The 13,408-nt window shown below is 61.3% G+C and carries 11 protein-coding genes, 4 tRNA genes and 1 pseudogene; 8 read left to right on the top strand and 8 right to left on the bottom strand.

The genetic code is table 11. The features are described from left to right. Both B0E51_RS19775 and B0E51_RS14415 read right to left on the bottom strand, forming a co-directional pair. A pseudogene (locus B0E51_RS19775) lies at positions 1-126 on the bottom strand (DNA polymerase III subunit epsilon); the annotation flags it as partial. Positions 127-297: 171 nt separating this feature from the next. Next, a tRNA-Ser gene (locus tag B0E51_RS14415) sits at positions 298-387 on the bottom strand. 111 nt (positions 388-498) lie between these two features. Between B0E51_RS14415 and B0E51_RS14410 the strand changes: the two genes are divergently transcribed. Beyond that, entirely contained in the window at positions 499-1,200 is a 702-nt protein-coding gene (locus B0E51_RS14410; RefSeq protein WP_077445552.1) for a protein phosphatase 2C domain-containing protein, read from the top strand. A 69-nt stretch (positions 1,201-1,269) separates the two neighbouring features. Here the strand turns inward: B0E51_RS14410 and B0E51_RS14405 are convergent, their stop codons facing one another. The 3 genes from B0E51_RS14405 to ppsA form a co-directional block, all read right to left on the bottom strand. Further along, the gene (locus B0E51_RS14405; RefSeq protein ID WP_077445551.1) at positions 1,270-2,658 is read right to left on the bottom strand and encodes an outer membrane protein transport protein; all 1,389 of its coding nucleotides are present in this window, start codon (positions 2,656-2,658) and stop codon (positions 1,270-1,272) included. Positions 2,659-2,788: 130 nt separating this feature from the next. After that, a complete protein-coding gene (locus B0E51_RS14400) occupies positions 2,789-3,589 on the bottom strand; it encodes a TetR/AcrR family transcriptional regulator (RefSeq protein WP_077445550.1) in 801 nt (266 codons plus the stop codon). A 309-nt stretch (positions 3,590-3,898) separates the two neighbouring features. Continuing rightward, complete coding sequence (gene ppsA / locus B0E51_RS14395) at positions 3,899-6,271, bottom strand: phosphoenolpyruvate synthase (RefSeq protein WP_077445549.1); 2,373 nt, start codon at positions 6,269-6,271, stop codon at positions 3,899-3,901. A 231-nt stretch (positions 6,272-6,502) separates the two neighbouring features. On the opposite strand from ppsA, the gene B0E51_RS14390 reads away from it, so the two are divergent. Both B0E51_RS14390 and B0E51_RS14385 read left to right on the top strand, forming a co-directional pair. After that, entirely contained in the window at positions 6,503-7,318 is an 816-nt protein-coding gene (locus tag B0E51_RS14390; RefSeq protein WP_077445548.1) for a pyruvate, water dikinase regulatory protein, read from the top strand. 27 nt (positions 7,319-7,345) lie between these two features. Further along, the gene (locus B0E51_RS14385; protein WP_077445547.1) at positions 7,346-7,807 is read left to right on the top strand and encodes a DUF1249 domain-containing protein; all 462 of its coding nucleotides are present in this window, start codon (positions 7,346-7,348) and stop codon (positions 7,805-7,807) included. A gap of 72 nt (positions 7,808-7,879) precedes the next feature. Here B0E51_RS14385 and B0E51_RS14380 read toward each other — a convergent pair. From B0E51_RS14380 to B0E51_RS14370, 3 genes are all read right to left on the bottom strand, one after another. Continuing rightward, positions 7,880-7,956: transfer RNA gene (locus B0E51_RS14380), tRNA-Asp, on the bottom strand. Between the two features lie 30 nt (positions 7,957-7,986). Next, positions 7,987-8,062, bottom strand: a tRNA-Glu gene (locus B0E51_RS14375). Between the two features lie 9 nt (positions 8,063-8,071). Then, positions 8,072-8,147, bottom strand: a tRNA-Ala gene (locus B0E51_RS14370). 161 nt (positions 8,148-8,308) lie between these two features. Here B0E51_RS14370 and B0E51_RS14365 point away from each other — a divergent pair. From B0E51_RS14365 to B0E51_RS14345, 5 genes are all read left to right on the top strand, one after another. Further along, positions 8,309-10,075, top strand: coding sequence for a cation:proton antiporter (locus B0E51_RS14365; RefSeq protein ID WP_077445573.1), 1,767 nt, complete (start codon positions 8,309-8,311; stop codon positions 10,073-10,075). 155 nt (positions 10,076-10,230) lie between these two features. After that, complete coding sequence (locus B0E51_RS14360) at positions 10,231-11,001, top strand: FKBP-type peptidyl-prolyl cis-trans isomerase (RefSeq protein WP_077445546.1); 771 nt, start codon at positions 10,231-10,233, stop codon at positions 10,999-11,001. Between the two features lie 142 nt (positions 11,002-11,143). Further along, entirely contained in the window at positions 11,144-12,484 is a 1,341-nt protein-coding gene (locus B0E51_RS14355; RefSeq protein ID WP_077445572.1) for a UDP-glucose/GDP-mannose dehydrogenase family protein, read from the top strand. Beyond that, complete coding sequence (locus B0E51_RS14350) at positions 12,481-12,705, top strand: SlyX family protein (RefSeq protein WP_077445545.1); 225 nt, start codon at positions 12,481-12,483, stop codon at positions 12,703-12,705. Before B0E51_RS14355 ends, B0E51_RS14350 begins: the two co-directional genes overlap by 4 nt. Positions 12,706-12,735: 30 nt before the next feature. After that, entirely contained in the window at positions 12,736-13,335 is a 600-nt protein-coding gene (locus B0E51_RS14345) for a DUF2058 family protein (protein ID WP_077445544.1), read from the top strand. Positions 13,336-13,408: the final 73 nt, after the last annotated feature.

Genomic DNA, 13,408 nt, shown 5'->3' with positions numbered 1-13,408 from the left:
ATAACGTTCGCGCGCCATCGCCAGCGTGTCGAGCACACTGCAGCGGTCACCGATCCGGCCGTTGCCGTTGTCCAGCCGCGCCAGCTCGGCATCAAGAAACCCGACATCGAAACTGGCGTTGGGGATGCGGGTGGGATTGTTCGGCCCATCCTTGGGCCGAACCCCTCCGCTTCGCTGCGGGGCCAGCCGTTCGGCTGTCCAAATTCGTTCCGGACGAATTTGTCGAACCGGTGGGTTCTCACCCAGCCGTCACCATCAGAAAAGCAAAACGCCCCACATGGGGGCGTTTTGCTTTTCTGGCGGAGAGGGTGGGATTCGAACCCACGGTGCGCTTACACGCACGCCTGATTTCGAGTCAGGTACATTCGACCACTCTGCCACCTCTCCAGTGGGTTGCATGGTGGTTCATGCGAGCCGGGAATGATACGCGAGGCAACTTGCCGTGACAACCAGCAGCAGTTCCGGCATGCTGCAACAGCTCGTCTTATCTGAAGACCCATGATCGAATTCGGACACGGAACGCATGTCGGCCTGCGCCGCACGCGCAATGAGGATACGTATTACGCCGATGCTTCACTCGGCCTCTTTCTTGTGGCCGATGGCATGGGTGGGCACCAGCATGGCGAGGTCGCATCGGCCTTGGTGCGCGATGCCATGGTCGATCTGGTCAGTCGCGGGCACAGTCTGATCGAGGCCGTACAGGGTGCCGCCAAACGGCTGGAAGCATACGCTCGTCCCAGCTTCGACCTGCTTCCGATGGGCACCACGATTGCAGTCTTGCGCCTGATCCCGGACGGCTACGAAGTAGCCTGGGTAGGTGACAGCCGGATCTACTTGTGGAAGCAGGAACTGCGGCAGATCAGTCATGACCACTCGCTGGTGCAGGCCCTGGTCGAGGCTGGTCGGCTCGATCCGGCACAGGCATCACAGCATCCGCAACGCAGTGTGCTTACCCAGGCGTTGGGGGTAACCGCTGCCGAGCAGTTGCACATCGGCATGGCACGTGGACAGCTTGAATCTGGCATGGCTTTCCTGTTGTGCAGTGACGGTCTGACCGAAGGTGTCAGCGATGCTTCGATCGGGCATACCGTCGCGCGCACTGACCTGGCTTCGCAGGAATGTGTCGATCAGTTGCTGCTCAGCGCACTGGATGGTGGTGGCGACGACAACATCACCGCGATCATCGTGCGCTCAAGCTGAGTCGGCCTGATCGGCAGAAAAGACAAGGGCCGCTTGCGCGGCCCTTGTCTTTGACAGCTGCAACATCACTCAGAAGCGATAGGTACCCGACAGGCTGAGCACGTCGCCGTGGTCGTTGAACTTGCCATTCATCGTGCCGGCACCCAGACCTACCTGGTTGGTCTGGCTTACTGACGTATCGCCGACGAACTGATGCTGATAACCCAGGTCGACCGTCATGTGATCGGTAGCCTGGTAGCCGACGCCGAAGCCGACCAGACGACGGGAGCCGTCCGGAATGCGTGGGTCGCGGCTGATGATGTTGGTCGGGGTTTCGTCATAGCCGACGCCTGCGCGCAGCGTCCACTGGTCGTTCAACTTGTAGTCGCCACCGACCGCGTACATGAAGCTGTTGCTGTACTTCTGCGGCAGGTTGACCAGCGTCTGGCCGTTCGAGGTGAGTACCAGGCTCTGGAAGTTGGACCACTGTGTCCACTTCATGGTGGCGGCCACGCTCAGGCGATCGCTGAACGCATGCAGCCAGTCGATGCTGGCGAATGCCGGCGTATTGAGATTGGCGCTAGCGGCAGCACCATCCGGATTCAGTACGGGCAGGTTGGCATTCGGAAATACGACCGGGGCCAGCGCGATCAGCTGCTTGCCGGCATCGCTGCCATAAAGTGCGTAGTGGCCGCCCAGCGTCTGGTTTACGCGCGAGTGATAGCTCAGGCCAATGGAGTCCTGCTGGGTCGGTTTGAATTCGGCGCCAAGGTAGTAGCCGAATGCAAAGTTCTTCTTGACGGTCACGTTCAGCTGTACATCACCGCTCTGCGGCGGCCCGAGGATGGGTGCGCCGAACAGGGCTGCCGCCGAGCCGTACGGGTCGAGCATGGTGTTGAGCTGTGCCTTGGTGCGCTGGCCCAGAATGCCCGCGCCGAGGGAGAACTGATCGTTGACCTTGAAGCCGGCCGCGAAGCTCACGGCGATCGATTCCAGGCTGGTCTTGGAGCCGAAATAGCGCCCCTGCCAGTCCGGGCTGTAATTGCTGGCGAGGCCGAATGGCACCGTAAGGCTGCCGCCGAGGGTAAGGCGGTCGCTGACCGGTGCGGCAAAGGCCATGTTCGGGAACGGCACGAACTTGCCGAAGCCGTTCGGGTTGTTGCCGGTGGTCGGGTTGCCCTGCTCGTCGCGGAAGGAACCGTCGAACTGTGAGCTTGGACGAATGCCTGTACCTGTGACCTGGAGCACCGGCCCCGTGAAGAAAGCCATCGCAGCCGGATTGTTGAATACGGCGGTGGGATCGTTGGCGAACAGCGAGCCACCGGCATTGGCGCGCGCCCAACCGGCAGCGTTGTCGGTCGGGAGCTGGAATGCACCAGCTTCGGCGCGAAGTGGATGCATCAGGGCGGCCGCAACGGCCAGTGCGAGGCTGGCCTGGGTGCCGAAACGTGCAAAACGCTGCAAGGTATGACGGTTCACGATAGTTCTCCTGTGATGGCAGTCTGGGGTGGGTGCCCACAGAATGTTGGCTTCTTGGTTACGTACTGATGTGGCTGGGGCAGTAATCGGCTATTTCGGTACCGATGATGGCTGGTGATTGTTTTCTTCTTCAGGAGGCCAGCCTCCCTTCCTTGATCCATTGTTGGTCGCCGAGCGTGCCACGGGTCTCATGGCGCGGTGTAGCAACGGGTTCGGTGCTGGCGATGGCACTGCTGTTGTCCAGTTGCAGTATCCGGTCGATCAGCTGGATCTGTTCCGGACTGTCGAAAGGGGCGGTGAGTATGGGGGATATCAGCGAAATCAGCCGCGCCAGCAGTTCCGCGTCGTTGATCGCCTCACCCTTGCTGATGCTGGCAATCAGTTCCTGCATGTCCTCACCGGCCAGCATCCCGGACAGCGCCTTCAGCGCGAAGTGCAGGCGCAACCCGAGTTCGTGGCGTGGCAGTGCGGGCAGAGCGCGCGAGAACGCCTCGAAGAAACGTCCGGAGATCGACCGGTAGTGTTCTTGCAGATAGCCATGGATGAAGGGTGAGGGATCGCTGTAGACCCGGCCGAGCAGGCGCATGAAGGCCGGTCCTGACGCGCTGCCATGACTGAGTCGGAACGCGGGTACGAACAGCATGCCGAGCACGGTCGTGGCATCCAGGCTTTCGGGATTCAACTGCTCGCAGGTGCTGAGCAGCTGCAGGCGCTCACGGTTGAGTCGATCCAGGCGTTGCGACAGCAACTCCTGCATCAACGCTTCCTTGCTGCCGAAGTGATAGTTCACTGCCGCGAGATTGGCGCCGGCTCGAGCCGTGATGTGACGCAGCGACATCGCCTCGTAACCGCGGTCGATAAACAACCATTCGGTGGCTTCAAGCAACCGTTTGCGGGTATCGCTGTGGCCGTGGCGTTGAGTTGTACTCAAATCGTGTGCCCCAAGGCGAGTGTCGGTAAATGGCGCTGACGCCCGCTTCAAATATTGGATTGAAACGTGTGTATGAACGCTACCGATGGCGTCTCGCCGGGGCAAGTTGCAGTGCACGATCGGCGCGGGAGGCGAATGGTTGCGCAAGAAATAACGTGACGCCAAGGCTGGCTGTCCCTTATGGGACAACGGATAACTAACGAGCCGAAGGCGGTTTAGTAGAACTCATGAAATGAAAAGGGCCGGATGATTCCGGCCCTTTTGTTGCGCTGCAATGTCAGATGTGTCCGGCCAGAAGGCGAAAACGACTCACTCGGCCTTCTTTTTTGCCAATCGCAGCCAAGTATCGACCACGGTGTCCGGGTTCAGGGACAGCGATTCGATGCCCTGTTCCATCAGCCACTCGGCCAGATCCGGGTGATCACTCGGGCCCTGACCGCAGATGCCGATGTACTTGCCCTTGGCGCGGGCGGTCTTGATCGCCATCGACAGCAATTTCTTCACCGCCGGGTCGCGCTCGTCGAACAGGCTGGCAACGATGCTGGAGTCGCGATCGAGACCGAGCGTGAGCTGGGTCAGGTCGTTGGAGCCGATCGAGAAGCCATCGAAGATGTCGAGGAATTCATCGGCGAGCAGGGCGTTCGAGGGTACTTCGCACATCATGATGACTTTCAGGTCGTGCTCGCCCTGCTTGAGGCCGTTCTTGGCCAGCACTTCGATGACCTTGCGACCTTCGCCCAACGTGCGCACGAACGGGATCATCACCCAGACGTTGTCGAGGCCCATTACTTCGCGCACGTGCTTGACCGCCTTGCACTCCAGCCCGAACGCTTCGGCGAAGCTGGGATCGACATAGCGACTGGCGCCACGGAAGCCGATCATCGGGTTTTCTTCGTGTGGCTCGTAGCGCGAGCCGCCGAGCAGACCGGCGTATTCGTTGGACTTGAAATCAGACAGGCGCACGATCACCGGCTTCGGATAGACCGATGCGGCGATGGTGGCGATGCCTTCGGCGAGGCGGTCGACGTAGAAGCTCACCGGATCGGCGTAGCCGGCGATGCGCTCGTCGATCTTCGCCTTGGTTGCGGCATCCTGCTTGGCGTATTCGAGCAGTGCCTTCGGGTGCACGCCGATGTGGCTGGCGATGATCATCTCGAGACGTGCCAGGCCGATGCCTGCGTTCGGCAGCATCCCGAAATCAAAAGCACGCTCCGGGTTGGCCACGTTCATCATGATCTTCAGCGGCGCCGCAGGCATCGCACCGAGATCGGCAGTGATGCGCTCGAACTTCAGGATGCCCTCGTAGATCGTGCCGGTATCGCCTTCAGCGCAGGACACGGTGACCTCGGTGCCGTCCGGAATCTTGTCCAGCGCGTTGCCGGTGCCGACCACCGCCGGGACGCCCAGCTCGCGCGCGATGATTGCCGCGTGACAGGTGCGACCACCACGATTGGTGACGATCGCGGAGGCGCGCTTCATCACCGGCTCCCAATCGGGGTCGGTCATGTCGGCGATCAGCACATCGCCCGGCTGCACCTTGTTCATGTCAGCCAGCGAGCGGATCACGCGCGCCTTGCCGGCGCCAATCTTTTGCCCGATCGAGCGTCCCTCGGCGAGAACCTTGCCCTTTTCGTTGAGGCTGAAGCGTTCTAGCTGAGTCGCATGGGCGCGCGACTTCACCGTTTCCGGACGGGCCTGCACGATGTACAGCTTGCCGGTGTTGCCGTCCTTCGCCCATTCGATATCCATCGGGCGCCCGTAATGCTTCTCGATGATCAGGGACTGACGCGCCAGTTCCTGCACGTCCTCGTCATTGATGCAGAACTTGTTGCGCATCTCGGCAGGTGTGTCTTCGGTCCGGACGCGCTCGCCCGGTGCGTTGGAATACACCATGCGCAGCTGCTTGGCGCCGAGATTCCGGCGCAGCACGGCCGGCTTGCCGGCGTTCAAGGTGGGCTTGAACACGTAGAACTCGTCCGGATTCACCGCACCTTGCACGACCATCTCGCCAAGACCGTACGAACCGGTGACAAACACTACGTCACGGAAACCCGACTCGGTGTCCAGCGTGAACAGCACGCCGGAAGCACCCACATCCGAACGCACCATCAGCTGCACACCAGCGGACAGGAACACGTCCTCGTGCTTGAAGCCCTGGTGCACGCGGTAGGCGATGGCACGGTCGTTGTACAGCGAAGCGAAGACTTCCTTCACCTTGTGCAGCACGTCGTCGATGCCGACCACGTTGAGGAAGGTTTCCTGCTGGCCGGCGAACGAGGCGTCCGGCAGATCCTCGGCAGTGGCGGAGGAGCGCACGGCGACGGCGATGTCGTCGGCACCGGCGTCCTTGCACAGCTTGATGTAGGCCGCGCGGATCGCCTGTTCAAGTTCGGCGGGCAGGGTGGTATCGACGATCCAGCCACGGATCTCCTTGCCGGCCACCACCAGCGTGTCGACGTCATCGACGTCGAGTGAGGCCAGGCGTTCCTGGATCCGCTTGGCCAGACCGCTCTTTTCCAGATACTGCTGGAACGCATCGGCAGTGGTGGCAAAGCCACCCGGTACCGACACGCCAAGCTTGGCGAGATTGCCGATCATTTCGCCGAGCGAGGCGTTCTTGCCGCCAACCTTGCCCAGGTCAGTCATGCGCAGTTGGTCGAGCCAAAGCACCAGATCGTTCAAGGGTGTCTCCTCAAGAGCATTCGATGGATAGCGGTATGGATGCGGCAGGCAGACCCGAGGCGGGTCGCAAAGGACTGGTATTGTCCGCTGTCGATGATGCGCAGCACAAGAAGACCATTGCTTCGGGAGGTGATTCCAACGGCATACCAGTCAGCGCGCAGTCAATCGGCGACAGCGTTTTCCGCTTGGGTTATGGTGCAGACGTACGTATTCCAGCAACCAGGTCCCTGTATGCAGCGAACGGTTTTCTTCATCTCCGACTCCACTGGTATTACTGCGGAGACGATCGGCAACAGCATCCTCGCTCAGTTCGAGGGTGTGCAGTTCGACAAGCATCGCCTGCCGTTCACCGATGACGCGCAGAAGGCGGAGGCGGCCGCATTGCGCATCAAGACCAATTACGCGCAAAGCGGTCAGCGGCCGATCGTGGTGAACACCATGGCCGAACGCGCGCTGTGCGACATCGTTGCCGCCAGTGGCGCGCTGATGCTGGATGTCTTCGCGCCGTTCATCGGCCCGCTGGAGGATGAGCTGGGGGCCAAGCGTTCGGGTGCGGTCAACCGCTCGCATGGGATGGTCGATTTCGAGAAGTATGAGGCGCGCATCAACGCGACCAATTACGCGCTTTCCCATGACGACGGCATGGATGTGGATTACGCGCAGGCCGACCTGATCCTGGTCGGTGTATCGCGTTCCGGCAAGACGCCGACTTGTCTGTACATGGCCTTGCATTACGGCGTCAGTGCCGCCAACTATCCGCTGACCGACGATGACCTCGACAAGCTCGAATTGCCGGCACGCCTGCGCCCCTATCGCGATCGTCTGTTCGGCCTGACCATCGAGCCGCAGCGGCTGGCGCAGATTCGCGAGCAGCGTCGTGCCGGCAGTCGTTATGCCACCTTGCAGCAATGCCGCTGGGAGCTGGAGCAGGCTGACAAGTTGATGCGTCACGCCGGCATTCCCAGTCTCAACACCACGCATGTGTCGATCGAGGAGATCGCCAGCAAGATCTTCGATCGTTTCGGGATCGAACGAACCATGTTCTGACGACCAACCGGAGTTGCCGCACTAGCCATGAGCGTTGTACTGGACAATCGCAACAGCCTGTTGCCGGGACGCTTCGAGTTCCTGATGGGGCTGTATGCGGAAAATTACCATCGGCTGACACGCTTGTTCGCACCGCAGCGACTCGCCCCCGGTCGCTATGTCTCCGATGTGGATGACGGGCTGGATGTGCATCTGCATGTGCAGGAGTGTCATCCGTACACGCTTGAGCTCGAGCTTACCTATGGTTTCGTCGATGCGCATACAGGCCAGCGTGCGCCATCTGCACAGCTGCGGATGTATACCGATGCGCATGTGGCCGAGGCCATGCACTGCCATCCCGGGCGGCATCTGTGGCAGGTGTTGGGACCATTCACACCGGCGCATACGGTGTTTCAGCATCGCCTGCGCATGAATGGGTTCCTCTCGCGTTGGCTGGAATATCTGGTAGAGCAAGGCCACTCCACCGGTACCTTGCGGCCGGAAACGTAACCAGGGCATCAAATCGATACGGCCAAACGACGGGCAACAAAAAACCCGCACAAGGCGGGCTTTCCGTTTCAGTGGCGGAGCGGACGGGACTCGAACCCGCGACCTCCGGCGTGACAGGCCAGCATTCTAACCAACTGAACTACCGCTCCACATTTCTTTCCAGCTATTGCGGGCCAACTTGGCGTCCCCACGGGGATTCGAACCCCGGTCGCCACCGTGAAAGGGTGATGTCCTAGGCCTCTAGACGATGGGGACAATTCAAGTTGGTGGAGCCAGGCGGGATCGAACCGCCGACCTCCTGCATGCCATGCAGGCGCTCTCCCAGCTGAGCTATGGCCCCGCCGCTGGAAGCCCGAAAGAATAGGTCCGAGCCGGATATCCGTCAAGCTTTTTTTCACGTTCATTGAACGACGAAGTTGATTGCAAAAGTCGTTGACGATCGAGCAGATGTCGATCGTGGTTCGTTTAAGCTGCGGTGATCTGCTGCTTGAAGAGTTGGGCATGCACGAAATCGGTTTCATTCGCGATCTTGCCATGGTGATGCTGGTGGCCGGTGCCACCACGATCCTGTTCCAGCGCCTGCGTCAGCCGGTGCTGCTGGGCTACATCCTGGCTGGCGTACTGATCGGCCCACATACGCCGGGGATGCTGGTGGCCGATCCGCGCGCGATCGATGACATTTCCAATCTCGGTGTCGTGCTGCTGATGTTTACGCTGGGGCTGGAGTTCAGCGTGCGCAAGTTGCGCGAGGTCGGCATCGGCGTGCTGGCCGTGGCGGTGGGCGAAGTTGGCCTGATGTTGTGGATCGGTGCGGGCATCGGCGGCTTGTTCGGCTGGAGGGGCATGGATGCGCTTTTCCTCGGCGCGATCATCTCGTTGTCATCGACCATGGTGGCGACCCGTACGCTGGCCGAAGGTGGTCAGCGGCATCGGCCTTTTGCGCAATTGGTGGTGGGCCTGCTGGTGGCCGAGGACATGCTTGCGATCGTCATGCTTACCTTGCTGACCGCGGTGGCGATTGGTGGCTCGGTGCAAGCGGAAGCGGCATTCACCCTGATCGGCCACTTGGGTCTGTTCGTGGTGGTGGGGATGATCCTCGGCCTGTTGCTGCTGCCGCGGCTGGTGGATTACGTGGCCGGCTTCGGTCGCGATGAAACCTTGCTGGTCAGCGTGCTGGGCATCTGCTTCGGCGCCAGCCTGCTGGCGGCCTGGATGGGTTTCAGTGTGGCGTTGGGTGCATTTCTGGCCGGGGCGGTGGTGGCCGAATCGCGGAACGTGGGGCGCGTACTGCATCTGGTGGAACCGCTGCGCGACATGTTCGCGGCGCTGTTCTTCGTGGCGATCGGCCTGAAGATCGATCCGTCGATGCTGGTGCAGTACGCGTTGCCGGCATTGTTGATCGCAGCTGCGGTGATCGTGGGCAAGACGTTGGCGTGCAGTCTTGGCATCTTCGTGGTCGGCCACGACGCGCGTACGGCGCTGCGCTCGGGTCTGGGCATGGCGCAGATCGGCGAGTTCTCGTTCGTGATCGCCACGCTCGGACTCTCGCTTGGCGTGATCAGCAATTTCATCTACCCGATCGCGGTGGCGGTATCGGTAATCTGCATGGCCGCATCGCCATACCTGACACGCTCGGCGGATGGTTTGGCGGATGGTTTGCGCCGGATGACACCGCGTTCGATCCGGCTGCTTGCAACCAGTTACAGCGGCTGGCTGGAAAATCTCAAGCCGGTCAACGAGAACGCGGCGATTGCAGCGATCTTCCGTCGGTTGCTGTGGCATATCGCGATCAACGTGCTGCTGGTCGTGACCCTGTTCATGGTGGGCGCCTATGTCAACGCGCACAACTGGAGCTGGTTTGCGACGTTTGGCATCAGTCGCGACTTGCGGCATACGCTGATCTGGGCGTGTGCCCTGTTCCTGTCCTTGCCGATGCTGATTGCGGTTTACCGGAAGGCCGAGGCATTAGGCATGTTGCTGGCCGAGATCGGCATACGCGAACGGTTTGCCGGGTCATACACGCAAGCCATCCGCAATGTGCTTGCACGGGTCATTCCGCTGGTCACCCTGCTGGCGCTGGCATTGCTGGTCAGTGTGCTCGGCTCGACCATCCTGCCTCCGCGTGGCATTGCGCTGTTGTTGGTGGTGTTTGGTGTCGTGCTGGCCGTGGTGTTGTGGCGCGGTCTGGTCCAGATGCACGCCCGCCTGCAGGCGGCGCTGAAGGAAACCCTGAACAAACCGGGGCCGTCCTCAGGCGGCCCCGGCTGACCGGCAATCACGGTTCATGGAACCTTTATGCTGACTGACGGTCGGAGCTTGGCAACGTTGCCAAGACCGGACAAGCACCGCACAATGCGTGGCCTGCCTCCATTGGGGGGGCCCGGCCGGCAACGCCGGCATATCCAAACACGAGGGAGTTTCGAATGAAGCATTTTCTGCGTCCCACGCTGACGGCGGCCGCGATGGCTGTTGCGCTGGGCATGACGGCGGGCGTGTACGCCCAGGCCGCCAAGACTGGCACTGCCAGCAGCACCGCAGGCACGATCGACAAGGCCAAGGCCAGTCAGCTGCTCGGCTTCCAGATGGTCGGTCAGATTCCTGGCCCGATGCGCGGGCTCGTGGATCCGGTAGCGGTTGGTCAGGCAGTCACGGCTGCCCTGTCTGGTCAGAAGCCGACCATGTCCGAGACTGAAGCCAACACGGTGTGGAAGGGCTTCATGACCGAGTACCAGACCAAGGCCAAGGCCGAATACGAAGCCATGGCTGCAAAGAACAAGCAGGACGGCGATGCGTTCCTGGCCAAGAACAAGAAGGTTGCCGGCGTGAAGACCACGGCGTCGGGCCTGCAGTATCAGGTTATTTCGCAGGGCACCGGTGCACGTCCGGGTCCGACCGACACGGTTGAGATCAACTACACCGGTAGCCTCATCGACGGTGAAGTGTTCGATGCCTCCGCCAAGCATCCGCCGGGCGGCACCGCCAAGATTCCGCTGGGCGGCGTGCTTCCGGGCTTCCGCGAAGGTCTGCAGCTGATGCAGGTGGGCGGCCACTACAAGCTGTTCATTCCGGCGTCGCTGGCCTACGGTGCTGAGCCGCAGCAGCAGATGGCTCCGAATGAAACGCTGATCTTCGACGTGACTCTGGTCAGCACGGCGCCGACGCCGGCTGGTGCCGGTGGTCCTGACGGCAAGTAAGCGGTCGCGGAATCACCGCAGCGACATCAAGAAGGGGCGCGAAGCGATTCGCGCCCCTTCTGTCTTTGGGATGGCATCCCATGCCGCTGCCATTGCGCGGTTAGAATAGGCGGCTCATCTCAAGGAAATCGTCGCGACGATGATGAAGGTCACGATCTTTGGTACCGGTTATGTCGGTTTGGTCACTGGCGCCTGCCTGGCCGAAATGGGCAACCATGTGGTTTGCGTCGATATCGATGCGGCCAAGATCGAACGCCTGAAGCACGGCGACATTCCCATTTACGAACCAGGCCTGGAAGCGATCGTCAAACGCAACCATGCAGGTGGTCAGCTGGATTTCACCACGGACTCTGCGATGGCTATCGCGCACGGCGAAGTGATCTTCATCGCCGTCGGCACGCCACCGGACGAAGATGGCAGTGCGGACCTCAGCTATGTGCTGGAAGTGGCACGCACCGTTGGTCGTCAGCTGGATCGTTACTGCGTTGTCGTGAACAAATCGACGGTGCCGGTGGGTACTGCCGACCGCGTTCGTGAAGCGGTCGCAGGCGAGCTCGCGGCACGTCGGGCCTCGGTCGCGTTCGATGTGGTCTCCAATCCGGAATTCCTGAAGGAAGGTGCTGCCGTGGAGGACTGCCTGCGGCCGGACCGGATCATCGTCGGCGCTTCGAGCGAACGTGCGGTGGCGTTGCTGCGCAAGCTCTATGCGCCGTTCAACCGCAATCACGAACGCATGGTGGTGATGGATGAGCGTTCGGCCGAGCTGACCAAGTACGCGGCCAATGCAATGCTGGCGACCAAGATCAGCTTCATGAACGAGATCGCGAATATCGCCGAGCGGGTGGGCGCCGATGTGGAACTGGTGCGCCAGGGCATCGGTTCGGATCCGCGAATCGGTTATCACTTCATCTATCCGGGCGCCGGTTATGGCGGCTCCTGTTTCCCGAAGGATGTGCAGGCGCTGGAACGCACGGCGCGCAGTTATGGTTATGACGCCCGTCTGCTCACAGCCGTCGAGGCGGTGAACCATGATCAGAAGGTCAAGCTGTTCGAACTGATCTCCCGTCATTTTCACGGTCAGCTCGCAGGCAGGACCATCGCGCTGTGGGGACTGGCGTTCAAGCCGAACACCGACGACATGCGCGAGGCGTCCAGCCGGTATCTGATGGAGGCGCTATGGAGCGCTGGCGCGAAGGTGCGAGCGTTCGACCCGGAAGCGCGCGAGGAAACACGCCGGTTGTACGGCGAGCGCCATGACCTGGTGTTGTGCGAGCACGCGCATGCTGCCTTGCAGGGCGCCGATGTGCTGGTTGTGGTCACCGAGTGGAAAGCGTTTCGCAGCCCGGATTTCGAGCGCATTCGCGCCGCATTGGCTGAACCGGCGATCTTCGACGGGCGCAATCTCTACGACCCTGCAGCAGTGGAGGAGGCTGGTCTGGCCTATTACGGCATCGGGCGGGGCCGCAGCCTGCGGGTGTCCTGATGAATGCAAACGATGTGCTCATGCAACGGCTGGACGAGATGGAGGTCAAATTGACCTTTATCGATGACACGGTGCAGGCTCTGGCGAACGCTGACGCTGGCTTGTCGCAGCGCATTGCCGCACTGGAGCGTGCCTTGCGCGAACTGCGTGGCGAGCTTTCGGCGATGCGCGTCGCGCAGGCGGACGACCCGCACGACGAACCTCCACCCCCGCATTACTGATACTCAGATCACCGACCACGGATCAATCTCATGGCCGATTCCCTGCGCGATCAGCTGCTCAAGAGCGGCATCGTCAAACAGGTTCAAGTAGACCGGGCTCAAACGGATCGGGCTCGCGAGGACAAGCGTCGTCCGGCGCCACCACAGTCTGGCAAGCCACAGCGCAAGGGCGAAAAACCGCATACATCTGCGCATGCGGTACGGCCGTCGCGACAGAGTCAGCAGGATATCGACTTGGCCAGGGCTTATGCGATCCGCGCACAGACCGAAGCGAGTGAACGCAAGCGGGCCGAGCAGGAAGTGGCGGAACAGGCCAGGTTGCGTCGTGAGCGCAAGCTGAAGATCCAGCTGTTGCTCGACGGCAAGACGCTGAACAAGGCGGAAGCCGATCAGCCGCGCAACTTCGAATACGGCGGCAAGATCCGCCGCGTGCATGTCGACGCCGCACAGCTGGTGGCACTCAATGCCGGCGAGATCGGCGTGGTGCAACAGGCTGGTCGTTACTTCCTGGTCAGCCGCGAGATTGCCGAACAGGTACGCGATATCGATCCGCAGCAGCTTGCCTTGCTGATTGATCCTGCTGCTGCCGACGCAGGCGATGACGGCGTGCCTGACGACCTGATGTGGTGAGCCCACCGAGTCATGAAATTGAAAAACGCCCGGCCATGGCCGGGCGTTTTCATGGAAGCACATGTAGCGTCGA

Source organism: Rhodanobacter sp. C05 (assembly GCF_002001165.1).
Classification (GTDB): domain Bacteria; phylum Pseudomonadota; class Gammaproteobacteria; order Xanthomonadales; family Rhodanobacteraceae; genus Rhodanobacter.
This window is presented reverse-complemented; position numbering and strand designations above follow the sequence as displayed.

Excerpts from the sequence above, each read along its gene's own strand:
- B0E51_RS14365 (WP_077445573.1), top strand. The coding sequence starts at position 8,309 with ATGCACGAAATCGGTTTCATTCGCGATCTTGCCATGGTGATGCTGGTG.
- B0E51_RS14390 (WP_077445548.1), top strand. The coding sequence starts at position 6,503 with ATGCAGCGAACGGTTTTCTTCATCTCCGACTCCACTGGTATTACTGCG.
- B0E51_RS14410 (WP_077445552.1), top strand. The coding sequence starts at position 499 with ATGATCGAATTCGGACACGGAACGCATGTCGGCCTGCGCCGCACGCGC.
- B0E51_RS14385 (WP_077445547.1), top strand. The coding sequence starts at position 7,346 with ATGAGCGTTGTACTGGACAATCGCAACAGCCTGTTGCCGGGACGCTTC.
- B0E51_RS14355 (WP_077445572.1), top strand. The coding sequence starts at position 11,144 with ATGAAGGTCACGATCTTTGGTACCGGTTATGTCGGTTTGGTCACTGGC.
- B0E51_RS14360 (WP_077445546.1), top strand. The coding sequence starts at position 10,231 with ATGAAGCATTTTCTGCGTCCCACGCTGACGGCGGCCGCGATGGCTGTT.
- B0E51_RS14345 (WP_077445544.1), top strand. The coding sequence starts at position 12,736 with ATGGCCGATTCCCTGCGCGATCAGCTGCTCAAGAGCGGCATCGTCAAA.